The 23,251-nt window shown below is 36.4% G+C and carries 24 protein-coding genes; 12 read left to right on the top strand and 12 right to left on the bottom strand.

Annotation, left to right across the window (positions count from 1 at the left end):
* Window positions 1-18: 18 nt before the first annotated feature.
* The 5 genes from JML65_RS17730 to JML65_RS17710 all read right to left on the bottom strand — a co-directional run bounded on the left by JML65_RS17730 (window position 19) and on the right by JML65_RS17710 (window position 4,335).
* Complete coding sequence (locus JML65_RS17730; RefSeq protein ID WP_202271597.1) at window positions 19-540, bottom strand: NUDIX hydrolase; 522 nt, start codon at window positions 538-540, stop codon at window positions 19-21.
* Between the two features lie 42 nt (window positions 541-582).
* Window positions 583-1,497, bottom strand: coding sequence for a site-specific tyrosine recombinase XerD (gene xerD / locus JML65_RS17725; protein WP_047492361.1), 915 nt, complete (start codon window positions 1,495-1,497; stop codon window positions 583-585).
* Between the two features lie 6 nt (window positions 1,498-1,503).
* Window positions 1,504-1,926 (bottom strand): deoxycytidylate deaminase, encoded by a 423-nt coding sequence (locus JML65_RS17720; protein ID WP_047492363.1) that lies wholly within the window; start codon window positions 1,924-1,926, stop codon window positions 1,504-1,506.
* A 48-nt stretch (window positions 1,927-1,974) separates the two neighbouring features.
* A complete protein-coding gene (locus JML65_RS17715; protein WP_047492554.1) occupies window positions 1,975-2,742 on the bottom strand; it encodes an enoyl-CoA hydratase/isomerase family protein in 768 nt (255 codons plus the stop codon).
* 105 nt (window positions 2,743-2,847) lie between these two features.
* A complete protein-coding gene (locus JML65_RS17710; protein WP_047492364.1) occupies window positions 2,848-4,335 on the bottom strand; it encodes a catalase in 1,488 nt (495 codons plus the stop codon).
* 133 nt (window positions 4,336-4,468) lie between these two features.
* On the opposite strand from JML65_RS17710, the gene JML65_RS17705 reads away from it, so the two are divergent.
* The 9 genes from JML65_RS17705 (at window position 4,469) to JML65_RS17665 (ending at window position 12,166) form a co-directional block, all read left to right on the top strand.
* Window positions 4,469-5,419 (top strand): LysR substrate-binding domain-containing protein, encoded by a 951-nt coding sequence (locus JML65_RS17705; RefSeq protein WP_047492366.1) that lies wholly within the window; start codon window positions 4,469-4,471, stop codon window positions 5,417-5,419.
* Between the two features lie 228 nt (window positions 5,420-5,647).
* The gene (gene metK, locus JML65_RS17700) at window positions 5,648-6,928 is read left to right on the top strand and encodes a methionine adenosyltransferase (protein ID WP_047492368.1); all 1,281 of its coding nucleotides are present in this window, start codon (window positions 5,648-5,650) and stop codon (window positions 6,926-6,928) included.
* A gap of 82 nt (window positions 6,929-7,010) precedes the next feature.
* On the top strand, window positions 7,011-7,502 hold the full coding sequence (locus tag JML65_RS17695; RefSeq protein WP_202271596.1) for a hypothetical protein: 492 nt from the start codon (window positions 7,011-7,013) through the stop codon (window positions 7,500-7,502).
* Window positions 7,503-7,699: 197 nt separating this feature from the next.
* A complete protein-coding gene (locus tag JML65_RS17690; protein ID WP_047492373.1) occupies window positions 7,700-8,290 on the top strand; it encodes an RNA polymerase sigma factor in 591 nt (196 codons plus the stop codon).
* Between the two features lie 202 nt (window positions 8,291-8,492).
* Complete coding sequence (locus JML65_RS17685; protein WP_084087071.1) at window positions 8,493-9,188, top strand: YjjG family noncanonical pyrimidine nucleotidase; 696 nt, start codon at window positions 8,493-8,495, stop codon at window positions 9,186-9,188.
* 163 nt (window positions 9,189-9,351) lie between these two features.
* Entirely contained in the window at window positions 9,352-9,801 is a 450-nt protein-coding gene (locus JML65_RS17680) for a PepSY-like domain-containing protein (protein WP_202271595.1), read from the top strand.
* A gap of 34 nt (window positions 9,802-9,835) precedes the next feature.
* On the top strand, window positions 9,836-10,042 hold the full coding sequence (locus JML65_RS17675; protein WP_202271594.1) for a hypothetical protein: 207 nt from the start codon (window positions 9,836-9,838) through the stop codon (window positions 10,040-10,042).
* 169 nt (window positions 10,043-10,211) lie between these two features.
* Window positions 10,212-10,883 (top strand): response regulator transcription factor, encoded by a 672-nt coding sequence (locus tag JML65_RS17670; protein ID WP_047492385.1) that lies wholly within the window; start codon window positions 10,212-10,214, stop codon window positions 10,881-10,883.
* Complete coding sequence (locus JML65_RS17665) at window positions 10,883-12,166, top strand: sensor histidine kinase (protein ID WP_202271593.1); 1,284 nt, start codon at window positions 10,883-10,885, stop codon at window positions 12,164-12,166. The genes JML65_RS17670 and JML65_RS17665 overlap by 1 nt, the downstream gene beginning before the upstream one ends.
* A 74-nt stretch (window positions 12,167-12,240) precedes the next feature.
* Here the strand turns inward: JML65_RS17665 and trpS are convergent, their stop codons facing one another.
* The 7 genes from trpS to ileS all read right to left on the bottom strand — a co-directional run bounded on the left by trpS (window position 12,241) and on the right by ileS (window position 19,046).
* Window positions 12,241-13,209, bottom strand: coding sequence for a tryptophan--tRNA ligase (gene trpS, locus JML65_RS17660; RefSeq protein WP_202271592.1), 969 nt, complete (start codon window positions 13,207-13,209; stop codon window positions 12,241-12,243).
* 170 nt (window positions 13,210-13,379) lie between these two features.
* On the bottom strand, window positions 13,380-14,024 hold the full coding sequence (locus JML65_RS17655) for a vancomycin high temperature exclusion protein (protein ID WP_047492396.1): 645 nt from the start codon (window positions 14,022-14,024) through the stop codon (window positions 13,380-13,382).
* 14 nt (window positions 14,025-14,038) lie between these two features.
* On the bottom strand, window positions 14,039-14,677 hold the full coding sequence (locus JML65_RS17650) for a lipoprotein signal peptidase (protein WP_047492398.1): 639 nt from the start codon (window positions 14,675-14,677) through the stop codon (window positions 14,039-14,041).
* Complete coding sequence (locus JML65_RS17645; protein ID WP_047492401.1) at window positions 14,677-14,871, bottom strand: DUF2683 family protein; 195 nt, start codon at window positions 14,869-14,871, stop codon at window positions 14,677-14,679. Before JML65_RS17645 ends, JML65_RS17650 begins: the two co-directional genes overlap by 1 nt.
* A 16-nt stretch (window positions 14,872-14,887) precedes the next feature.
* On the bottom strand, window positions 14,888-15,133 hold the full coding sequence (locus tag JML65_RS17640; protein WP_047492404.1) for a DUF6576 domain-containing protein: 246 nt from the start codon (window positions 15,131-15,133) through the stop codon (window positions 14,888-14,890).
* 78 nt (window positions 15,134-15,211) lie between these two features.
* Entirely contained in the window at window positions 15,212-15,592 is a 381-nt protein-coding gene (locus JML65_RS17635; RefSeq protein WP_002983772.1) for a TraR/DksA family transcriptional regulator, read from the bottom strand.
* Between the two features lie 58 nt (window positions 15,593-15,650).
* Entirely contained in the window at window positions 15,651-19,046 is a 3,396-nt protein-coding gene (ileS, locus tag JML65_RS17630; RefSeq protein WP_202271591.1) for an isoleucine--tRNA ligase, read from the bottom strand.
* Between the two features lie 428 nt (window positions 19,047-19,474).
* Here ileS and JML65_RS17625 point away from each other — a divergent pair, with 428 nt between their 5' ends.
* From JML65_RS17625 to JML65_RS17615, 3 genes are all read left to right on the top strand, one after another.
* Window positions 19,475-21,163 (top strand): M23 family metallopeptidase, encoded by a 1,689-nt coding sequence (locus JML65_RS17625; protein ID WP_202271590.1) that lies wholly within the window; start codon window positions 19,475-19,477, stop codon window positions 21,161-21,163.
* Between the two features lie 84 nt (window positions 21,164-21,247).
* Complete coding sequence (locus JML65_RS17620) at window positions 21,248-22,540, top strand: phenylacetate--CoA ligase family protein (RefSeq protein WP_202271589.1); 1,293 nt, start codon at window positions 21,248-21,250, stop codon at window positions 22,538-22,540.
* A gap of 71 nt (window positions 22,541-22,611) precedes the next feature.
* Window positions 22,612-23,220, top strand: a complete 609-nt coding sequence (locus JML65_RS17615) for a hypothetical protein (protein ID WP_202271588.1) — start codon at window positions 22,612-22,614, stop codon at window positions 23,218-23,220.
* Window positions 23,221-23,251: the final 31 nt, after the last annotated feature.

Raw genomic sequence — 23,251 nt, 5'->3', positions numbered from 1 at the left:
AATCTGCGGGAGAATATATTACAAAAAATATTTCTTTATATAATCTTCAAAAAACCTCTTCTGAGAATCAAAAGCAATATCATCAAGATTAAGCTCCTTTAAAGGAATCCATACCGCTTCTGATATTTCTGAAAGCTCAAGGCTTACCTCAAATTTTTCCGAAACATTATACTCATAAAAAAGATCAATCGTGTTATAATCAATTTCTTTATATTGATAAACGTTTGGAAGGCTGGTAAGATATTTTAAGTTTGAAATATTGATACTAAGCTGAAGCTCTTCAAAAAGCTCTCTTTTACAGGTTTCTTCTGCGCTCTCTTTAGGGTCGACAAATCCTCCGGCCAGATCGAGTTTTCCCTTTTTAGGGTCTCTGTTTCTCCTGGTAAGGTAAATTTCGTCACCACATCGGATCACTACAGCTACAGCGCCTGCTACATTATTATACAATCTGAAGTCACATTCAGGGCAGCTCCATTTCTTTTCACCATCCCAGTGTAAAGATTCTTTGCCACAGCTAGGGCAATATTTCAATAATTTCATCTGTTTATAATTACTTTTTTAAAGTTCAGATGGAACTTCATTTCATTGAGTAATATTAATATTTCTCGGGTGATAACTCAAAATAACATCCCTTAATTCTTCAGTTTTTAAATGAGTGTAGATTTCCGTCGTTGTAATACTGGAATGTCCAAGCATTTCCTGAATATACCGCAAATCTGCTCCATTCTGAAGCAAGTGTGTTGCAAAAGAATGTCTGAAGGTGTGTGGAGATATCTTTTTGTTAACCCCTGCTTTATCCGTAAGTTCTTTGATGATAAGAAATACAATAACCCTTGACATCGAGGTGCCACGGCTGTTCAGGAACAGTGTGTCTTCATATTTCTTATTGATTTTACCTTTAGAACGTACTTCTTTGATATAATTTTCCAGTAATTCAGCTGTATAATCAGCCAATGGAACGAAACGGGTTTTGTTTCCCTTTCCATGAACTTTGATATATTGCTCTTTAAAATTGATATTGGATATTTTCAAATCAATAAGTTCAGAAACACGGAGTCCGCAACCATAGAGTACCTCAATGATACAGTTGTTCCTTTTCCCCAGGTCTGTATTGATTTCAATAGCCGCAATAATTTTGTTGATATCAAGCAGGCTTAAAGTGTCTGGTAGATAGAGTCCTAGTTTAGGACCTTCGAGTAACGCTGCAGGGTTGTCTTCCCGGAATTCATCCTCAAGCAGAAATTTAAAGAAAGCTTTAATAGAAGAGATCCATCTTGCTTGAGATCTCTCACTGAATTTCTGTTTAGAAAGATTGAAAATGTATTCCTGCAGGTTTTCGTAACCGATAGAATCTGGACCGACGTTTGCCAGATCTTCTTCTGCGTAATCTTTTAGTTTTTTAATGTCCCGAACATAGGCGTCGAGCGTGTTGTCTGAAAAATTTCTTTCGAAGCGAAGAAATATTTCAAAATCTTTGATCTTTTCATCCCAAGTCATTTGTGCTTATTTTTTTAGTTCACAGTCCGATATTTGTTCTATTTCAATACCATGGTTTTTCAGGAACGAGATGCCGTCTTCATCCGAATACTCATTAATATACACCAGTCTTGTAATTCCTGCCTGCAGGATTAGTTTACTGCATTCTTTACAAGGCGACAGCGTTAGATATAGCGTTGCCCCTTTTGCAGACTGAGTGGAAGCTGCCAGCTTTAATATAGCATTAGCCTCCGCATGCAGTACATACCAGTGCGTTTTCCCCTCTTCATTTTCACAGCAGTTCTCAAACCCCGAAGGAGTTCCGTTGTAACCATCTGAAATAATCATCCTATCTTTTACGATAAGAGCTCCCACCTGTTTTCTCTTACAGTAGGAGAGTTTTGCCCATTCCTGAGCCATTTTTAGATAAGCCTTGTCAAACTTATTCATACCGCAGCATTAGTTTTTTCGAAATAATTGGATTAAAAGCTTGAAAGTTTAGAAGTTTGGCTTTCTTTTCTCTAGGAAAGCAGTGACTCCTTCTTTCTTATCGTCCATTTCAAAAAGCTCCCCGAAATACTTGATTTCAGTTTCAAAACCTTTCTCCGTATCAGATAAATTCACGGCGTGGATAGCCTTAGATATTGCCATTGGTGAATTGTGGGCAATAATGTTCGCTAATTCTTTCGTTTTGGTTAATAATTCGTCAATAGGGTATACTTCATTCACCAATCCGATTTCTTTTGCCTTTTGAGCAGGAACCATTTTGGCTGAGAAGATCATTTCGTTGGCAATACCTTTTCCGACAAGCTTAGGAAGCCTTTGTGTTCCTCCGTATCCCGGGATTAATCCCAGCGTTACTTCAGGAAGACCCAATCTGGCGTTTTCCGATGCATATCTGATGTGGCATGCCATAGCAAGCTCTAAACCTCCTCCCAATGCAAAACCGTTAACGGCTGCAATGACAGGTTTAGACATATTTTCAATTTTGTTAAACAGTGAATTTTGTCCGTTTCGGGCAAGCTCTTCAGCTTTTTCTTGTCCAAACTCGCTAAATTCTTTGATATCTGCACCGGCCACAAAAGACTTTTCACCACTTCCCGTAAGGATAATAACCCTGCAGGAATGGTCGGAATTAAGTTCGTCCATTGCGGTACTGATCTCCTGAATAGTTTTTGCATTTAATGCATTTAAACTCTCAGGTCTGTTTATGATAATGATAGATACTTTATCTTCTTTTTTTAATAATATATTTTCGTAACTCATTTTTCCACTTTGAAATATCATCCTCTGCAAATTATGAATTTTTTACAAAAAAAAGGAAAAAATATTATTTTTTTTTCCTTTTTTTTAATTTATTGTTCAATATGATTATTTGGAATGATTCATCATATTTGCATCGATATTGACATTTAATTGGGAAGCCACTCTCATGCCAAGTTCGATATTAGCCCTAAAAAAGTGACATAATTGCCTGTTGATGATCTCTTCTCCCTTAGGTCCTGATATCCCTTTCATGCTTCCTACGATGTTGTTAATCAGGTGTTCTCTGTCTTCAGCGTTCATTGCTTTTGAGTAAAGAAGCCCTGGCTGAGTATAATGATCACTGTCATTTTCATTTCTGTTATAGTTGGCCACATGAGCGCTATCTAATTCATACTCATAGTTCTTATAAGAGGGATCAGGCGTGATGTCATCAAAACTGTTGGGGTGATAATTAGGTTTATCCTGATACTGGCTTGAATCTGCCATATAGCCATCTCTCTGATAATTATTAACCGCAAAAGGACATCTGTTCACCTCCAGTTGATGGGCATTTACTCCTACTCTGTATCGGTGAGCATCAGGATAAGAGAACAATCTTCCCTGAAGCATTTTGTCCGGTGAAAAGCTGATCCCGTTAATCAGGCTGCTGGGAGAAAACGTAGACTGCTCAACATGGGCAAAATAATTGACAGGAACTTCATTGAGTTCCATTTCACCTACTTCAATAAGTGGGAAGTCATCATGGAACCAGACTTTAGTAACATCAAAAGGATTCCATCTGAAATCTTTTGCCTGGTCTTCTGTCATCACCTGGATATACATAGTCCATTTCGGGAAATCTCCATTCTCAATAGAATGGCAAAGGTCTTCCTGTGCAAAGTCAGGATTTTCTCCTGCCATTTTTACAGCTTCCTCATCCGTGAAGTTTTTTACCCCCTGTTTTGTTTTGAAATGGAACTTTACCCATACTCTTTCATTCTGCTCATTGATCATAGAAAAAGTGTGAGATCCGAAACCATGCATATGCCTGAAACCATAAGGGGTTCCCCTGTCTGACATTAAAATAAGAACCTGATGAAGAGATTCCGGGTTGAGACTCCAGAAATCCCACATCATAGTGGCACTCTTTAAATTGGTTTTAGGAAGTCTTTTTTGAGTATGTATAAAATCCGGAAATTTCTTAGCATCCTTAATAAAGAAAACAGGAGTGTTGTTCCCTACAAGATCCCAGTTTCCATCTTCTGTATAAAATTTTAAAGCAAAACCCCGTGGGTCTCTTGCCGTATCTGCACTTCCTTTTTCTCCTCCTACCGTAGAAAATCTGGCAAACATCCTGCATGAATTGCCTACTTTTGAAAATAGCTTTGCTTTTGTATATTTACTGATATCATGGGTTACGGTAAAGGTTCCGTAAGCTCCGCTTCCTTTAGCGTGTACAATTCTTTCAGGTATTCTTTCCCTAACGAAATGGGCAAGGTTTTCCTGAAGAACAAAGTCTTGCAGCAATACCGGGCCTCTTGGTCCTACCGTCTGGGAATCCTGATGCTCAAAATAAGGCGTGCCGTTACTTAACGTTAATTTTTTAGAATCCATATATCGATGATTTGAATAATTGTTTTCTTATTTTCTAAATACCACTGTAAAGGTAGTGAATATCAAATTTACTTGAATTTTTAATTGCTAATAGCAAAAACATTATATCTTTGTAATAGATAATATTAATCAAATGAACATTCAGCAACTGGAGTATCTTATCGCTGTTGATAAGTATAAACATTTTGGTAAAGCAGCCCAGGCATGCTTCATTACCCAGCCTACCTTAAGTGCCATGATACAGAAATTTGAGGATGAACTGGATGTGAAGGTTTTTGACAGAACTACACACCCGATCCGTACTACAGATGTAGGGCTTCAGATCATTGATCAGGCTAAGGTTATTATAGAATCTGTCAATGAGCTGAAAAACAAAGCGAATCTTTTGAATAATATTTTAGGAGGAACCATCAACCTGGGGATTATCCCAACTGTTTCTTCTTTTATTCTGCCTACGGAAATCTTTAAATTTTTGGAGGATAATCCTAAAATTCAGATGAATGTAAAGGAGATGACAACGGATAATATTATCAAGGCGTTAAAAGCAGGGGAACTGGATGCAGGAATTATTTCAACTCCTTATGATACCGCTGATGAATTTTATCAGGATTTCTTATTCAATGAAGAACTGATGATCTATAGCTCCAATACTGAAGCGAACAAAAAGAATGCTTATATTATTCCTGAAGACCTGAACGTAGAAAAAGTGTGGTTACTTGAAGAAGGAAACTGCCTTAGAAATCAGTTCGAAAATATCTGCCATCTGAAAGAAAATACATTAAAGCCTAAAAACTTGGATTTCTTAGCTTCCAATATCCAGACTTTGGTACATATGGTAGATAAAGTAGGAGGGATTAGTATTTTACCGGAACTGGCCCTGAGCCAGCTTTCAGAAGAACAGAAAAAAAATGTCTTCAGATTTAAGAAGCCATTCCCATACAGAGAGATCAGTATTATATATTATAAGCCGACCTTTAAACAAAAAATTATTGACGAATTATCACATTCTATCAAAACTTCTTTAGAGCTTAAATTGAACTATCATGAAAGTCCTAAAGAATTTGTAAGCATAAAGCCACAATAGTCAGAATGTTCTAAAATGATATAAATCATTAATTTAAACAAAATTATAATTAGTAAACAAAATTTTTGAGTATTAGAAAAATAGTGCTTAAATTTGCTGACGTTTACGACGAGGAAAAATTTGACCTGATTGCAACCTCTATAAAAAAATGCTAAAACAGTATTCTTTTTGGGCAATTTTATTCTTATTTTTCTTCAAAATTTTTTAATCTAAAAAAAAAAGAATAATATGTCTTATTTATTTACATCTGAATCTGTTTCAGAAGGACATCCGGATAAAATCGCCGATCAGATTTCCGACGCATTAATCGACCACTTTTTAGCATACGATAAAAGTTCAAAAGTTGCCTGTGAAACTCTTGTGACGACAGGGCAGGTAGTATTGGCAGGAGAAGTAAAATCCGATGCCTACCTTGATGTTCAGACAATTGCCAGAGAAGTAATCAATGGAATTGGATATACAAAAGGGGAATATATGTTCAATGGAGATTCTTGTGGAGTGATCTCCGCCATCCATGAGCAGTCTCCCGATATCAACCAGGGAGTAGACAGAGCTGTAACAGATGAGTCTTTCGAAGCTAAAGCTAACGCACAGGGAGCTGGTGACCAGGGGATGATGTTCGGTTATGCAACTAATGAAACGGCAAACTACATGCCTCTTGCTTTAGATTTAGCTCATACAATCCTTAAAGAACTTTCCAATATCAGAAGAGAAAATAAAGAGATCCCTTATCTTCGTCCGGATGCAAAAAGCCAGGTAACTATTGAATATTCTGATGATCACAAACCAATCAGAATTGATTCTATTGTAGTTTCTACGCAGCATGATGACTTCGGAACTGAAGAAGAAATGCTGAACAAGATCCGTGAAGATATCAAGAATATCCTGGTACCTAGAGTGGTTGCACAGCAGACTGAAGAGATCAAAGCTTTATTCAACGATCAGATCAAATACCATATCAACCCGACAGGTAAATTCGTTATCGGAGGACCTCACGGAGATACCGGTCTTACAGGTAGAAAAATCATTGTAGATACTTACGGTGGAAAAGGAGCTCACGGTGGTGGTGCTTTCTCTGGAAAAGACCCTTCAAAAGTAGACAGAAGTGCTGCCTATGCAACAAGACATATTGCTAAAAACTTAGTAGCTGCAGGCATTGCTGACGAAGTTTTGGTACAGGTTTCTTATGCAATCGGTGTAGCAGAACCTTGTGGATTATATATTAATACCTATGGAACTGCAAAAGTGGATCTTCATGATGGTGAAATTGCTAAAAAAGTTTCAGGAATCTTTGATTTGAGACCTTATGCTATTGAGCAGAATCTAAAATTAAGAAACCCTATCTATTTGGAAACGGCTTCTTACGGTCACATGGGTAAAGATCATTATGTAGCTGATAAAACGTTCAATAAGGGACACAAAAATGAACTTACGCTGAAAGATCTTGAATTCTTCACGTGGGAAAAATTAGACAAAGTAGAGGAAATTAAAGCCGCTTTCGGAATTTAATTTTTTCTTTACCATAATAAATGACTGCTTTATCTTTTGATAAGGCAGTTTTTTTTAATTTTACACTTTAATTAATTGAAAGATGATGAATTTTCGAACTGCAGTTGCTGTACTCTCCCTGTTTTTTCTAAGCACATTAGTAAAAGCCCAATATACCATGCATAAAATGATCAGTGTGGGATATACCTACCAGAATCAGAGTTTTGGGGAATTAGGGGGTAAATTGCTTTTCCTGAAAAATGATGATGTAATTTATAGATTGGGTGGTTCTGCGCTGATGGGAGTTGCAGACTCCAAGTTTGCTATTATGCCAAAGCTGCAGGCTGATGTACTGCTCAATTTTGCAAAAAATGTTGACTTCTACCATTCTTATTATTTTTTAATGGGTGCAGAGGGAACAAATAAATATATTGCTCCGAAAATTGGAGTTACCTTATTTGGAATGCTGGATCTTACAGGAGGGTATGCTTTTCCTATCGGAGACGCCCGTTTAAACGGAAAAGAAATGAAAGGGTTAAATATTAATTTTACATTAAATGTCCCAACTGTATTTATTCATGACATGTTTAAGTAACTTTTTTTAAATTTTTCTTGTGAAAATTTAATAATAAGTTAACAGTTATTAAAAAATGATTATATTTACATCATAATATAATTGTGCCGCCTATTGAAGAGACTCTACTCTAGAAAAACTGTTTTGTATATACAGCAAAAGCCAGATGAAATATCTGGAGGAATACCTGTCTACAAATATTTATATTGAGAAGAGTTATGAAATCAAAATCGGATAGTTTACTAATTTCATTGTACCAGAAAGGTGATGAGGAAGCGTTATCGACCCTCATTCATCGCCATCAGAGAGAACTGTTTACATTCATTTTTTACAAAATTAATGATGAAGATTTAGCCAACGATATTTTTCAGGATACATTCATGAAAATCATCGTTATGCTGAAAGAAGGACGCTATAACGAAGAAGGGAAATTTATTCTTTGGGCAAAAAGAATCTCTCACAACCTGATCATCGATCATTTCAGATCTAAAGCAAAAAACATTAAAGTTTCAGAAACAACTTTTGAAACCGACGAATATTCTATTTTTGATTTAATACGGGAACCTTCGGAAAATATTGAAGATCAGCTTGTAACCAATCAGATCCAGGAAGATCTGTTGAGAATGCTGCAATTCCTTCCCCAAAACCAGCAGGAAGTGATCAAACTGAGGTTTTTTGACGGTTTGAGCTTTAAAGAAATTGCAGATCATACTGATATGAGCATTAATACTACCTTAGGCAGAGTAAGATATGCATTGATTAACCTGAGAAAAATCATGGACGAAAATAATATAATCTTAACCAGATAGATAATATTTCGTGAAAATTCACGTTTTAAGGAAAACATACTTCGCCTATGAAAAAAAATGATTCCTTAAAAGTGAAAACTTTGAAACCTAAAAAACAAACCATTGATTTTTTACTCAATTTTTCTAAAAGCCTTGAGGTGGTGAAAAGTAAGAGTAAAAATTATACGATCTTAAAAAATTAAAATCATTAACTTTGTGCTGTATGAAAATGCAGCACGTTTTTTTTGATCTGGACAATACGCTCTGGGATCACCGCAGAAATGCCTACCTTACTATCAAAGACCTTTTTGAAGATCAGGAGATTAACTCAAAGTATAATATTGACTTTGAGGAGTTTCACTCTGTTTATCATGATATCAATGAAGACCTCTGGGAAAAAATCAGAGATGGAATTGTTGGCAAAGAATATTTAAGAGAACACCGTTTCTATGATTCCTTCAAGCATTTTGGAGTAGAAAACAAAGAACTTTCCAATTATTTTGAAGAAAATTTCCTGGATAATATTGTTGGATATAATGAATTGGTAGAGGGTGCCGAAGACATTCTTGAATATTTAAAAGCAAAGAATTATAAGCTTCATATTATTTCTAATGGTTTTCAGGATGTAACGGAAAGGAAGTGTACCTTATCGGGAATTGCTCCTTATTTTGAAACGATTACCAGTGCAGATTCTATAGGGGTAAGAAAACCTAATCCTAAGATTTTTGAATACTCTCTGGGGCTTTCGGAAGCTAAAAAAGAGGAAAGCATCCTGATTGGTGATGACTGGATTGCGGATGCTATGGGAGCAAAAAATTTCGGCATGGATTCTATTTTCTTTGATGTTTATAAAGAAGATAAGAAAGAGGCCGGGTTAAAGGCTATTACCCACCTTCAGCAAATCAAAGAATACTTATAAAATTTCTGACCGTAAGGTCTACAACAAAATAGAGTTAAACCATTGAGAAATCATTTCTCAATGGTTTTTTTATCTCCAATTTTTGCTGTATTTTATTTTTCCCAATTCTTTCCTAAATTGATTTGGACCTTTGCTTCATAATAATAACGAAAAACTTAATGTTATGAAAAATGTAAAGAAAATCACCGGAGTATTTATTTTTATCTTCATGTTGGCAGGCGGCTTTATTTCTGCACAGGACAGAGCGATCCAGATCAATCAATTACCTAAAATGGCAAAAACCTTTCTTGCGGTCCACTTTAAAGGGATACCTGTAAGTTCAGCGATTGAAGACAGAGAGATCTATGGAGTGGATGAATACAAAGTATACCTGAGCAATGGAATGAAAATGGAATTTGACAGTAATGGAAACTGGAAAGAGGTGGATGGTAAACATCAGAAGTTGCCTTATGGTTTTATTCCTTTATCCATCAGAAATTATGCAACCCGTAATTTTCCGAATACGTCCATCATTAAGGTAGAAAAAAAGAGATGGTCCTATAAAGCGGAGCTTTCCAACGGCCTGGAGCTGGAATTCGATAAAAACGGAAATTTTAAAAGAATTGATGACTAACAGGTCATTACATATAACACCAAAATTTAAGAATATGATCAATTGGAATATCATAAGAAATACTGGAAGAGAAGCTTCTTCCAACAAGATTAGAAAGAGTATTGTGTCTTTTATAACAAGACATCATCCGTGCAGCGTGGTAAGCTCTATTGAAAAAAAATATAATGCTTATAAAATTCACCTGATGAGTGGAATATGTCTCGTTTTTGATGCAGACGGACGTTTTGTAAAAATGAACTAGTTGTTAAAGAAAAGAAGCAGGGAGCCGGAGAAGAAAGGTGTTACTCCTTTACAATTAGTAGAAAGTAATCATTGCCGGATACAGGCAAGTAACTTCCGGCTTCCCACCTTATAATTTCATATATTTGATATAAGTTTTAACCGTTCAGCAGAGCGCAAATCAAAGCAGAATGAAGATTTTAATAGTAGAAGATGAGCCGGCCATAAAGGATACTGTACAGAAATTTCTGGAAGCGGAACATTTTATTGTAGAACATGCAGATACATACAGCTCGGGCCTTGAGAAGATTATTTCCTACGAATATGATTGCATTTTGCTGGATATTATGCTGCCGGATGGAAGTGGGATAGACCTGCTGAGAGAAATAAAAAAAATGCATAAAAAAGATCCTGTCATCATTCTGTCGGCGAAAGATTCAGTAGATGATAAAGTAACAGGATTGGAAATAGGGGCGGATGATTATCTTGCCAAACCTTTTCACCTGGCAGAGCTTATGGCAAGAGTAAAGTCTGTGATCAGGAGAAATAATCAGGATGGGGAAAACAGTATTACATATAAAAATATCAGTATTGATCCCGATCTCAGAAAGGTGATGATAGGAAAGGAGGAACTTGTGCTGAACCGTAAAGAATATGACCTTCTGTATTACTTTGTTATTCATCCTGAAAAAACCTTACAGAAAACTACATTGGCTGAAGCGATCTGGGGAGATTATATAGATCAGGCAGATAGTCTGGATTTTATTTACTCGCAGATTAAAAATCTCCGCAAAAAGTTGAAAAATCTGAATGCTGAAGCTGATTTTCAGGCGGTATATGGGATAGGCTATAAATTTATCTGATGAAAGTTTCATTAAAATATTACACGATAAAATACCTTATTATGATCCTTCTGCTGATTATTGCAGTTTGGGCCGGGTTATTTTATGCTTATATCCTGGATGAAGTTCATGATAATGTGGATGATGGGCTTAGGGACAGAAAAATACAGATCATTAAAGCCGTATACCTGAATCCCCAGCTATTGAAGAATAATGATTTTGGTTTTAATGAATTTAAGATTAATCCTATTACTGCCGGAGAATATAAAAATAAAAGCCGCCTCTATAATAAGATGTATTATATGGAGTATGACGATAAAGATCAGCCTTATCGTGTGCTTGAGGCAGACTTTATCGATCAGTATAAGATGAATCAGAGGCTTGTGATAAGAACTTCTACCGTAGAAGAAGATGAGCTGATCTATGACCTCACAACAGCCTTAATTGTTCTCTATATTGTTTTGGTAATAAGTATAGTTGTTGTCAACGGATATCTGCTGAATAAAGCGATGCGCCCATTCTATTTAATTTTAGATAAACTTAAAAAGTACCAGTTTGGGATTCCTGCGGATCAGGAGAATAAAGAATATATCATTAAAGAGTTTGAGGAGCTGAATGTTGAAATTAATGAAATGATTGAGCGTAATGAGCTTGTTTTTTATCAGCAGAAACAGTTTATTGAAAATGCCTCCCATGAACTTCAGACCCCACTTGCCATAGTTATTAATAAAATAGATCTCCTTATTCAGAATGATGACCTCGATGAAAAGAATCTGAATTTTCTCACCGGAGTAAAGAATGACCTGAGAAGGATGGTAGGGTTAAATAAATCTTTATTAATGCTTTCAAAAATAGAGAACAGCCAGTTTAATAAAACCGCAGGAGTAGACTTTAATGCTTTGATCAGCAAGCTGGTTCAAAATTATGAAGACTTTATAGAGTTTAAAAAAGTAGATGTCAATATCATAGAAAAAGGAAGTTTTGAAGCTGATTTTAATCGCGACCTTGCGGATATTCTGTTGTCTAATCTTCTTAAGAATGCCATTAAATATAATAATGAAGAAGGTACATTGAATATTATGATTGAGGATGACAGGATTACATTTCAAAACAGTGGAGCTGCCGTTGGATTAGATCCATCCAGGATTTTTGACCGTTTCTATAAACAGAGTTCTGATCACACCTCTACCGGCTTGGGGCTGTCGATTATTAAAACCATTATCAAGCAGTATCCCGGTTGGGACATTGTTTATAAGTTTGAAGATAAAATGCATTACTTTATACTTGAGAAAAATAAGATCTGAGAATATAATAGACAGCGTCATGAAAAGAAAAAGCCCTTCAATTTGAAGGGCTTTCTTATGTTTGAAACTTAGAATTAAAATCCTAAGCTTGTTCTTACTCTTTTAATAGTTTCCAGTGCCACAGGCCTTGTTTTCTCTGCACCCTGCTGTAATTTTGCTTCCAGTTCATCCAGATTATTCATATAATAAGCGAATGTTTCTCTTTCTTTGGCAAAACGAACTAAGATCAAATCCAACAATTCTTTTTTAGCATGTCCGTATCCGAAGTTTCCGGCAAGGTATTTAGATCTTAATTCCTCAGTTTGCTCAGGAGTAGCAATAAGTTCATAAATCTGGAATGTCTTGTCTGTTCCAGGGTCTTTAGGCTCTTCCAACGATTTAGAATCCGATTCAATACTCATCACCTGTTTTTTCAGTTCCTTTTCAGGGAGAAAAACATTGATGATATTTCCCATAGATTTAGACATTTTGCGGCCGTCAGTCCCGGGAACATATTTTGTGTCTTCCTGAAGTTCAGATTGAGGTAAAACAAAAACTTCACCCATTTGATTATTAAACCTCGAAGCTACATCTCTGGCAATTTCCAAATGCTGAAGCTGATCTTTCCCTACAGGTACAATCTCTGCATCATACAGCAGGATATCTGCAGCCATCAAAATAGGATAGGTAAATAGCCCTGCATTCACGTCCTGAAGACGGTCTGCCTTATCTTTAAATGAATGGGCCAGTGTTAATCTTTGATAAGGAAAAAAACATGATAAATGCCAAGATAGTTCACAGGTTTCAGCGATATCACTTTGTCTGTAGAAGAATGTTTTTTCAGTATCTAATCCACAAGCAAGCCAAGCCGCAGCAATCTCGTAGGTATTTTGTCTTAACGTCTGCGCATCTTTAATCTGGGTAAGCGTATGAAGATTCGCAATAAATAAAAATGATTCATTTCCTTCCTGCTTAGAAAGTTCAATAGCAGGAATAATTGCCCCAAGTAGGTTTCCAAGATGGGGGGTTCCGGTGGCTTGAATGCCGGTAAGAATTCTTGACATTTGTTTACAATATTTTAAAATTAATGAATTGCAAATTTACGAGGTTTGGTGGGATAATGGGTAAAAAAGATTAAAAGAATCAAGACTTGGTGTTACTAATTCAGTGTGGAAGATCTTAGAGCTCCTCCACATATCAATTCTTTTATTAGGCGTTACCAAAATTTAAAATCTTATGGAATTAAAATCTTCTCTCCCCCAAATTTCGGTTCCACTCCGAAAAGCAGATCCCAATAGACTTTGGCTTTTGCAATATACTCCCGCATGTTGGTTTTCAGACCTGCATACTTATTGACATCTGCAGCATTATATCCAAATGCTTCCATGCCATTTTTTCTGGCCAGGAAAACAGCTCTTTCATTATGAAACTTTTGGGAAATGATCACCAGCTTTGTCTGTCCGAAGATGTCTTTAGCCCTTACTACAGAATCCAAGGTTCTGAATCCGGCATGATCCATAATGATTTTATCCTGTGGAATCCCCTGATGCATTAAGGTCAGCAGCATATCTTCCGGTTCATTATAATCTTTGGTGCTGTTGTCTCCACTTACAATGATGTATTGGATTTTTCCACTCTTATAAAGATCTGTAGCAGCTTTAATTCTATTGTAGAAATAGGCATTTGGCATTCCATTGCTTAATGTTTTTCCGGTTCCCAGAAGTAATGCTGTTTTGGTTTCGGGTACATCGGCAATAGTGTAGGATACAAAAGCTTCACTTTCCTTTTTTATATTATAGTTTGCCCAGGCAATAAAAATAATTCCTGCCACAAAAAGAAGCAGGAAAAATGTGAAAATATTTTTGATTATTTTTTTCATCCGAAATAAATCTTTTAAAACTCAAGCCCGTTCGGGAAAGCTTTTTTTCTGAAGATTAACAGTAAAGCGGCTCCTACGGTAATAGCAGAATCGGCCACATTGAAAATATACTTGAAGAATTCAATATGTTTTCCGCCAATCAAAGGGATGTTTTCCGGTACGTACCAGTCTACCAGTGGGAAGTGAAGCATATCAACCACACAGCCTTTCATAAAAGTAGAGTATCCCTGGCCAAAAGGAACAAACTTAGAAATTCCGCCATATCCCAGCCAACGATCAATGCTTTGATCATAAACCGTTCCGCTGTCGAAGATCATTCCGTAAAACATGCCATCGATAATATTTCCGATAGCTCCGGCAAAAATAATAGACATAGGAATCAGAAGATAGTTTGAGGCTCCTTCTTTCAGCCATTTTTTAAACATATATACCATTCCTCCAATTAGGAAAAGTCTCAGGATAACCAGAAAGTATTTTCCGATGATCCCTCCAAAGTGAAACCCATAAGCCATCCCGGGATTTTCCACAAAGGTCAGTTTGAATCCGGGAAGAACAGTCACGCTGTCATCCAGATTAAAATGGGTTTTAATATAAATTTTAGAAGCCTGGTCAATTAACAATACCAAAAATGTGATAGCTAATATCTTTTTCATTACAGTCCTTTAGGTTTTGGCGGTTTTGAAGCTGTTTTTGCATTTTTATTATCGCTCGCTTTCTTAATCACTTTCTGTCCATTAAATGAACTTTTCACATGAGCCTTTTCAAATTTAATGTTCATTTCTTTTAAAACGCCTTTCAGAGCGCTGAGCTCCATTGCATTTTTTGGGTGTACGATGATAGATTCCATTTCTTATATTTAAATGTTACATTTTGGACAATTCGTCAAGTCTTTTTCTTTCTTTTGGAGAAAGATCATTAATTCCGTTTTTGCCCATCTTACTCAAAAGCCTGTCGACTTCTTTTTCCCTTTCACGTTTATCGGAATTAAACTGATCATCTATCGTGTAATTTGTATGTTTATCGGGAAAGATCCTTTTTTTGATCCATTCTCTGTTGAAAAACAATAAAACTCCTACGACGATAATTACTAAAATTAATAATTCGTTCATGGGTATACATTAAAAATTAGGTTTATAAAGTATCCGTGAATACAATATAAACCCAATATTATTTTACAAACCTTACGGTTATTTTTGCATGTTTTTCGCTTCGATGCTCAAGGTAGCGTGAGGAACGGCTAAAAGTCTTTCCTTAGGAATAAGCTTCCCTGTTACTCTGCAAACACCATACGTTTTATTTTCGATTCTGATTAAAGCATTTTTAAGATCACGCACGAATTTTTCCTGTCTTCCTGCCAAAATAGAGTTTTGCTCCTTACTCAATGTTTCTGCTCCTTCTTCAAAAGCCTTGAAGGTAGGTGAAGTGTCATCTGTCCCATTATTCTGGTCATTGATGAAACTTTCTCTGATGAGCTGAAGATCTTTTTCTGCTTTCTCTATTTTTTCTTTTATGATTGCCTTAAATTCCTGTAAATCAGCATCGCTGTATCTAACTCTTTCGTCTGACATATTCTTTCTCTTTTTTAATAAAATTATGAAATGGATTTTGAAATACAATAACTACATGTTAATTTTTTTCGATATTTATCTTAAAACTAACCTCATCTATTTCGATTTCGTTAAAATTTGAAAGTGAAGATACAATTTCTATTTTATTTGACAAGACTTCAGAAGAAATATATTCCTCATTTTTCTTAACATTTTCAATGTAAGGAGAATTCTCCTCAATGAAGATATTAATTCTGTCTGTCAGCTCAAAATTCTTATCTTTTCGCAGGTTCTGAATTCTATTGATGAACTCTCTTGCGATTCCTTCAGATTTTAACTCATCTGTTAATGTCAAATCTAATGCCACAGTTGTTTTTCCATCAGAGGTTACCGTCCATCCCGGGATGTCTTTTGTTGAGATTTCCACATCATCTAATGTGATCTCATATCCCTGAATATCAAGCTTCCCTTCTTTCTCAAGATCTGAAATCTGTTCTGTACTAAGATTGCTGATTTCAGCCCCTACTACTTTCATGTCTTTTCCTAATTTAGGACCTAGTGCTTTGAAGTTGGGTTTTATCTGTTTTACAATTAAATGAGATGCTTCTTCAGCATTGATTAACTGTAATTCTTTCACATTTACTTCCTGCTTGATCAGATCGGCAACTGCCAAAATCTGTTCCTCTGTTTTAGAGTCCAATACAGGAATTAATACTTTTTGTAATGGCTGACGTACTTTTACGTTCTCTTTCTTTCTTAAAGAGAAAACCATACTGGTAATATTCTGAGCCAAATGAGTTTTTTCAACCAAATCCTGATCGATTAAACTTTCATCTGCAACCGGGAAATCCGTTAAATGCACAGATTCACAGTTTTCTTTACCTGTTACTTTATTTAAGTCCTGATACAACTGATCCATAAAGAATGGAGCAATAGGTGCAGATAGTTTCGTTACTACCTCCAGACAGGTATATAAAGTCTGATAAGCAGAGATTTTATCATCCGAATATTCTCCCTTCCAGAAACGTCTTCTGCATAATCTTACGTACCAGTTACTTAAGTTGTCATTCACAAATGTGCTGATCGCTCTTGCTACTCGGGTAGGTTCATAATCTTCATAGAATGCTTTCACCTCTTTGATCAGAAGGTTCAGCTCAGAAAGGATCCATCTGTCTATTTCAGGACGGTTTTCCACTTCTTTCTCTGAATAGTTGAACCCATCAACATTCGCATATAGTGCAAAGAATGAATACGTATTGTACAGTGTTCCAAAGAACTTTCTTCTTACCTCATCAATTCCTTCAATATCAAATTTCAGGTTTTCCCAAGGATTGGCATTGGAGATCATATACCAACGGGTAGCATCAGGCCCATATACAGAAAGTGTTTCAAACGGATCCACTGCATTTCCTAAACGTTTTGACATCTTCTGTCCGTTTTTATCCAGAACAAGACCGTTACTCATTACGTTTTTATAGGCTACAGAATCAAAAACAGCTGTTCCGATAGCATGAAGTGTATAGAACCATCCACGGGTCTGATCAACACCTTCAGCAATAAAGTCAGCCGGGAAAGCTTTATGATTGTCTATTAATTCTTTATTTTCAAAAGGATAATGCAGCTGTGCATACGGCATCGACCCTGAATCAAACCAAACGTCGATCAGGTCGCTTTCACGCTTCATTGCTCTTCCGGAATCAGAAACCAACACCACTTTGTCAACCACATTTTTATGAAGATCAACCAGTTCATAGTTTGATTCAGACATATTTCCAACAACAAAACCTTTGAACGGGTTTTCAGTCATTAATCCTGCTGCAATAGACTTTTCAATTTCGTTGTAAAGCTCTTCTACAGAACCTATGATTTTCTCTTCTTTCAGATCATCCGTTCTCCAGATCGGTAATGGAATACCCCAATAACGTGAACGGGAAAGGTTCCAGTCGTTTACATTTTCAAGCCAGTTGGCAAAACGTCCTTCTCCGGTAGCTTTTGGCTTCCAGTTGATCTCTTTGTTCAGGTTTACCAATCTGTCTTTTACAGCGGTCATCTTTACAAACCATGAGTCTAATGGATAGTATAATACCGGTTTGTCTGTTCTCCAGCAATGCGGATACGAGTGGACATATTTTTCTACTTTGAAGGCTTTGTTTTCTGTTTTCAACAGAATGGCAAGCTCTACATCCCAAGATTTTTCAGGAGCAGTCCCTTCATCGTAATATTCGTTTTTGATATACTTTCCAGCATAGACTTCAGGAACGTTTTCTCCTTTGATGAATCTTCCCTGCAAATCTACCAACGGTACAAGGTTGTCATTTTCATCCTTTACCAACATCGGTGGAATTTCAGGCTGAGCCATCTTAGCAACCCTCGCATCATCAGCACCAAAAGTAGGAGCCGTGTGAACGATACCTGTACCATCCTCTGTTGTTACAAAGTCTCCCAGGATTACTCTGAAAGCATTTTCAGGGTTGTCATTAGGGGTAAACCAAGGAACTAATTGCTCATACCTTGTATCAACAAGCTGTTCTCCTGTAAATTCTTTTAAAACTTTAAAAGGGATGACCTTGCTTTCCGAAGTATAGTTCGCGAAATCCTCATCAGTTCCCTCTGTATATTTTTTACCGAAAACCTTAGGTAATAAAACTCTTGATAAGACTACTGTTACAGGTTCAAAAGTATACTGATTGAAAGTTTTCACTACCACATATTCAATATCTCTGCCTACTGTAAGTGCTGTGTTGGATGGCAATGTCCATGGAGTAGTTGTCCATGCCAGGATATGCACATCTCCTTCAACATCACTGAATAAAGCAGATGAATCTTTCTTTACCTTAAACTGGGCTACAATCGTAGTATCTGAAACATCACGATACGTTCCCGGCTGGTTCAGCTCGTGGGAAGAAAGCCCTGTTCCTGCTTTTGGAGAGTAAGGTTGGATGGTATACCCTTTATACAACAAGCTTTTGTCATATAACTGTTTCAATAACCACCAAACGGTTTCCATATATTTTGACTTGTACGTGATGTACGGATCTTCAAGATCTACCCAATACCCGATTTTTTCAGTAAGGTTATTCCACACATCCGTATAACGCATTACTGCTTCACGGCATGCTTTATTGTAGTCTTCAATAGAGATTTTTTTGCCAATATCTTCTTTCGTAATTCCTAATTCTTTTTCTACACCCAGTTCCACAGGAAGACCATGCGTATCCCAACCCGCTTTACGGAAAACCTGTTTACCGTTTTGCGTTTGGTAACGGCAGAAAATATCTTTCAATGCTCTTGCCATTACGTGGTGAATTCCAGGCATACCGTTTGCTGAAGGCGGACCTTCATAAAAAACAAACTCAGGATTGCCCTGACGAATCTCAACACTTTTACTGAACGTATTATTCTGTTTCCAAAATTCCGCTACATTGTCGGCTATGTCAATAAGGTTGAGGTTTTTGTATTCTTTAAATTGGCTCATTGTAAATATCTCAATATCGTTGATTAATTAAGTCTGCAAATTTACTAAATTTTGTCGGTTTATAATATATGTTTTATTTTGATATCATCTATTAAAAAGTTCAATTTCAGAAATATAAATGTAGGGTAAGCATGAAAGTGAATGATGAATGGTGAATAAGTGAGTTTTTCCGTCTTTTTTTACAATAAAATTTCACCGTCCTTATTCGGTAGAATTGGGCTTTGGTCAACCTAAAATGTAAATTACTCCAGCCATCGGATTTAACCCAAATGTAAATATGAACTATTTCAGATCGCTCAGATTTTTATTCACATGATCTTTGAAAATCCAGGTATATCTCCGGTTAAAAATAAAATCTATACGAGGAAAATAGCACAATCATTGCTTGAAATTCCGTATATTTAAATAGATCTAAACCCAAATGCTGTATGAAAATCTTTTATAAACTGATGCTGATTGTTTGTTTCATCAACAGCTTCTCTGCCCAGGCTCAACATAATTATCCACAAAACTACTTCCGCAATCCCCTAAATATTCCCATGCAGCTGGCTGCCAATTTTGGGGCAGTCCGGGCTAACCATTTTCATATGGGCTTGGATTTACGGACGAACAGTAAAGAAAACCTGCCGGTAGTGGCAGCAGCAGACGGCTATGTAAGCAGGATAAAAGTGGAACGTTATGGTTTTGGGAATGCAGTCTATATTACCCATCCCAACGGCTATACCACAGTGTATGCCCATCTGAATAAATATTTTGACAGACTTGATGAGTATGTAAAAGAAAGACAATATAAAGATGAAAAGTGGGAACAGGATATTACATTTCAGCCGGGGCAGTTTCCCGTAACAAAAGGGCAGCTTATTGCTTTGAGTGGAAATACAGGAGGTTCCGCAGGGCCCCACTTACATTTTGAAATAAGGGATACCAAAACGGAAGAATGTCTTAATCCTCTGCTGTTTGGTTTTGCCATTCCAGACTCTGTAGCTCCTATTATTAGTGGGCTGTACTGGTATGACAGAAGCTTCAGTACCTATGAACCGGGAGCAAACGGAGTCGCTGTAAAAAAAGCAGGAAATATATATACAACGGATCTTGTCACGGTAAATTCGCCGATGATCAGCTTTGCGGTTAAAGCGGTGGATAAGGCCAATCAGGGATTTAACCTTGGCGTTTACCAGGCAGAATTAGTAATGGACGGTAAGCTTATCTATGGTTTTTCCATTGATAAAGTGAGCTATGATGATACCCGCTATCAGAATGGCTGTATAGATTACACCAAATTCATCAGGGACAAAATGAATATCCAGCATTTATCTGTTTTACCGGGAATGAAATTACAGAACTACAGCCTTCCCAACTTATCGGGAGTTATTAATCTTCAGGATAAAGAGGTTCATCATATTGAGATTATTTTAAAAGACGTGAACGGAAATACAAGCCGGTTGGCAACAAAAGTGCAGCTGAATAATAACGGAAATAGTATTTCGTCTACCAGTACAACGATAAAGCCAAATGAAGGAAAAACAATGACCACAGAAAATGGGCAAATAGTTTTCAGTAAAAATGCAGTGTATGATGCAGTGAATTTTAACATGTATGAAAAACCAAACGCTGAGGAAAATGGAGTTTCCAATACAATAGTGCTGCATCATCCCTATGTTTCCATTCATGATAAATATACATTGAAAATAAAACCCAACAGGAAATTAACCCAACAGGAAAAAGATAAAGTGGTTATGTTGCTGGATTATGGAAGTGATAAAGATGCTGTAAAAGGAAGCTGGACCGGAGATTGGGTACAGGGGCAATTTAACAGATTGGGTACTGTGCAACTGATCGTAGACCATAGTTTTCCATCTGTTATGACGGAATGGAAAGATGGAGCACTTATAAACACCGGGACTTTACGTTTGAAAGGAAATACAAAAGTGGGTGACATTGTTTCATTTAGAGCTGAGCTTGATGGAAAGTGGCTTAGATTTGCACGAGTAAAAGATTATTTTATTTATACCTTCGATGAAAAGTGTCCCAAAGGATCTGGTGAACATACTTTAAAAGTAACTACAGTCAATACTGCAGGAAATACCAATACACAAACTTTAACGTTTCAGAGATAAATTAATGGAGGATACTAATCTTTTAATCTTTTCATGTTTCAATCTTTTATTTTTAAATAAATTTGTCTTCTAAAATTAAAATCATTGGAATTTCATCCATCCATCGAACAGTCATCCATTCAGGAAATTAAAAAGTTTCAGGAGATAAAACTTCAGGAGCTATTGGTTTATCTTGAAAATAATTCACCTTTTTATCAAAAACTATTCAAAGAAAATGATATTCATATAAAGAATATCATCACTCTGGAAGATCTGCAGAAAATCCCTACGACTACAAAAGATGATTTACAGCAGCATAATCATGACTTTTTCTGTATTCCTCCGGATAAAATTGTTGATTATAGCACAACTTCAGGAACACTGGGAGATCCAGTGACATTTGGACTGTCTGACAGTGATCTTGAGAGACTGGCTTACAATGAAGCCATCTCTTTTGCCTGTGCAGGAATTCAGAAAGGAGATGTGGTACAGATGATCACAACCATTGACAAACGCTTTATGGCTGGTCTTGCGTACTTCTTGGGTTTAAGAAAAATGGGGGCAAGCGTTGTGAGAATGGGACCAGGAATTCCGGAACTTCAGTGGGATTCTATTTTTAGGTACCAGCCTAAGTACCTGATTACTGTGCCTTCTTTTTTGCTGAAAATGATTGATTATGCCGAAAAACACGGTCTTGATTATAAAAATTCCAGTGTTTACGGTGCTGTCTGTATTGGAGAAAGTATCAAAAACCAGGATTTTACAGATAATATTCTTTCTCAGAAAATCAAAGAAAAATGGAATATCAATCTTTTTTCAACCTATGCATCTACCGAGATGAGTACAGCTTTCACGGAATGTGAGTTTCAGATTGGTGGACATCATCACCCTGAACTTATTATTACAGAAATTCTGGATGATCACGGAGATCCTGTGGAAGAAGGAGAAAGCGGTGAGCTTACGATTACTACGTTGGGGGTAGAAGCAATTCCTTTGTTGAGATTTAAAACAGGAGATATTGTAAAAGCTCATTATGAGCCATGTCAGTGTGGAAGAAATACCATGAGATTGGGTCCTGTAGTTGGCAGAAAGCAACAGATGATTAAATATAAAGGGACAACATTATATCCTCCGGCCATGAATGATATTCTGAATGATTTTAATGGTATTCTCTGTTATCAGATCGTTATTCAGGCTAATGAAATAGGACTTGATGAAATTATAATCAGGGTAAGTACAGAGGAAGAGAATGAAAACTTTGTACATGAAGTAAGAGATCATTTCCGGGCAAAACTTAGGGTAAGTCCTAAGATTGAAATGGTAGATTTTGAAATATTATCTAAAACTGTTTACCATCCAAATAGCAGAAAACCAATAACTTTTATTGATTTAAGGTAATATGAATTTCAGCATTAAAATAATTCCTTTTTTATGATATATTTGGTGGCTTAAATTTAATGCTACTAACTATGAAAAAATTATTATTGCTGGGGTTCATGGTGTTGATTACAACGGCTTTTGGACAGGACAAAATGAAAGTTGTTTCAGGGAGTCTCGGCTTATTAAAAGATCAGACTGAAGTAAATGTAGAACTTCTATTTGAGAATGTATTATTTATGAAAGAAAATATTACAGAAGCTCAATATCTTGAAAACAGGAAAAAACAAGTGTTGGAAAATCCTAAAAGAGGAGAGGAAGCGTGGAAGAAGTGGATTGCAGAATGGGAGAAATATAAAAAAGAAGACTATATAGATTATTTTGCGAAAGGGCTTAATAAATCTTACAAGAATATTTCATTTAAAAAAGACAGCTCCGCAAAATATACATTAATAGTGGAACCCAAATGGATTTTCCCGGGCTGGCATGCCGGACTTACTGCCATGACAGCAGAGATAACCGGTACTATAAAACTGGTGGAAACCACTAATCCCTCAGTTGTGTTAGCCAAAGTAGAACTTAACAAGTTTGATAAATTTGTCAATAATAAAGAATTCGTGATGGAATATGGCAGAATTGCTGCTGCCTACGAATCTGCCGGAAGGTATTTGGGCAAAGAGATTAAAAAAACTTTAAAATAAAAATAAAAACGGTCTGAATTTCAGACCGTTT

It is taken from the genome of Chryseobacterium sp. KMC2 (assembly GCF_016756935.1).
Lineage (GTDB): Bacteria > Bacteroidota > Bacteroidia > Flavobacteriales > Weeksellaceae > Chryseobacterium > Chryseobacterium rhizosphaerae.
This window is presented reverse-complemented; position numbering and strand designations above follow the sequence as displayed.

Excerpts from the sequence above, each read along its gene's own strand:
- JML65_RS17730 (WP_202271597.1), bottom strand. The coding sequence starts at position 540 with ATGAAATTATTGAAATATTGCCCTAGCTGTGGCAAAGAATCTTTACAC.
- xerD (WP_047492361.1), bottom strand. The coding sequence starts at position 1,497 with ATGACTTGGGATGAAAAGATCAAAGATTTTGAAATATTTCTTCGCTTC.
- JML65_RS17720 (WP_047492363.1), bottom strand. The coding sequence starts at position 1,926 with ATGAATAAGTTTGACAAGGCTTATCTAAAAATGGCTCAGGAATGGGCA.
- JML65_RS17715 (WP_047492554.1), bottom strand. The coding sequence starts at position 2,742 with ATGAGTTACGAAAATATATTATTAAAAAAAGAAGATAAAGTATCTATC.
- JML65_RS17710 (WP_047492364.1), bottom strand. The coding sequence starts at position 4,335 with ATGGATTCTAAAAAATTAACGTTAAGTAACGGCACGCCTTATTTTGAG.
- JML65_RS17705 (WP_047492366.1), top strand. The coding sequence starts at position 4,469 with ATGAACATTCAGCAACTGGAGTATCTTATCGCTGTTGATAAGTATAAA.
- metK (WP_047492368.1), top strand. The coding sequence starts at position 5,648 with ATGTCTTATTTATTTACATCTGAATCTGTTTCAGAAGGACATCCGGAT.
- JML65_RS17695 (WP_202271596.1), top strand. The coding sequence starts at position 7,011 with ATGATGAATTTTCGAACTGCAGTTGCTGTACTCTCCCTGTTTTTTCTA.
- JML65_RS17690 (WP_047492373.1), top strand. The coding sequence starts at position 7,700 with ATGAAATCAAAATCGGATAGTTTACTAATTTCATTGTACCAGAAAGGT.
- JML65_RS17685 (WP_084087071.1), top strand. The coding sequence starts at position 8,493 with ATGAAAATGCAGCACGTTTTTTTTGATCTGGACAATACGCTCTGGGAT.
- JML65_RS17680 (WP_202271595.1), top strand. The coding sequence starts at position 9,352 with ATGAAAAATGTAAAGAAAATCACCGGAGTATTTATTTTTATCTTCATG.
- JML65_RS17675 (WP_202271594.1), top strand. The coding sequence starts at position 9,836 with ATGATCAATTGGAATATCATAAGAAATACTGGAAGAGAAGCTTCTTCC.
- JML65_RS17670 (WP_047492385.1), top strand. The coding sequence starts at position 10,212 with ATGAAGATTTTAATAGTAGAAGATGAGCCGGCCATAAAGGATACTGTA.
- JML65_RS17665 (WP_202271593.1), top strand. The coding sequence starts at position 10,883 with ATGAAAGTTTCATTAAAATATTACACGATAAAATACCTTATTATGATC.
- trpS (WP_202271592.1), bottom strand. The coding sequence starts at position 13,209 with ATGTCAAGAATTCTTACCGGCATTCAAGCCACCGGAACCCCCCATCTT.
- JML65_RS17655 (WP_047492396.1), bottom strand. The coding sequence starts at position 14,024 with ATGAAAAAAATAATCAAAAATATTTTCACATTTTTCCTGCTTCTTTTT.
- JML65_RS17650 (WP_047492398.1), bottom strand. The coding sequence starts at position 14,677 with ATGAAAAAGATATTAGCTATCACATTTTTGGTATTGTTAATTGACCAG.
- JML65_RS17645 (WP_047492401.1), bottom strand. The coding sequence starts at position 14,871 with ATGGAATCTATCATCGTACACCCAAAAAATGCAATGGAGCTCAGCGCT.
- JML65_RS17640 (WP_047492404.1), bottom strand. The coding sequence starts at position 15,133 with ATGAACGAATTATTAATTTTAGTAATTATCGTCGTAGGAGTTTTATTG.
- JML65_RS17635 (WP_002983772.1), bottom strand. The coding sequence starts at position 15,592 with ATGTCAGACGAAAGAGTTAGATACAGCGATGCTGATTTACAGGAATTT.
- ileS (WP_202271591.1), bottom strand. The coding sequence starts at position 19,046 with ATGAGCCAATTTAAAGAATACAAAAACCTCAACCTTATTGACATAGCC.
- JML65_RS17625 (WP_202271590.1), top strand. The coding sequence starts at position 19,475 with ATGAAAATCTTTTATAAACTGATGCTGATTGTTTGTTTCATCAACAGC.
- JML65_RS17615 (WP_202271588.1), top strand. The coding sequence starts at position 22,612 with ATGAAAAAATTATTATTGCTGGGGTTCATGGTGTTGATTACAACGGCT.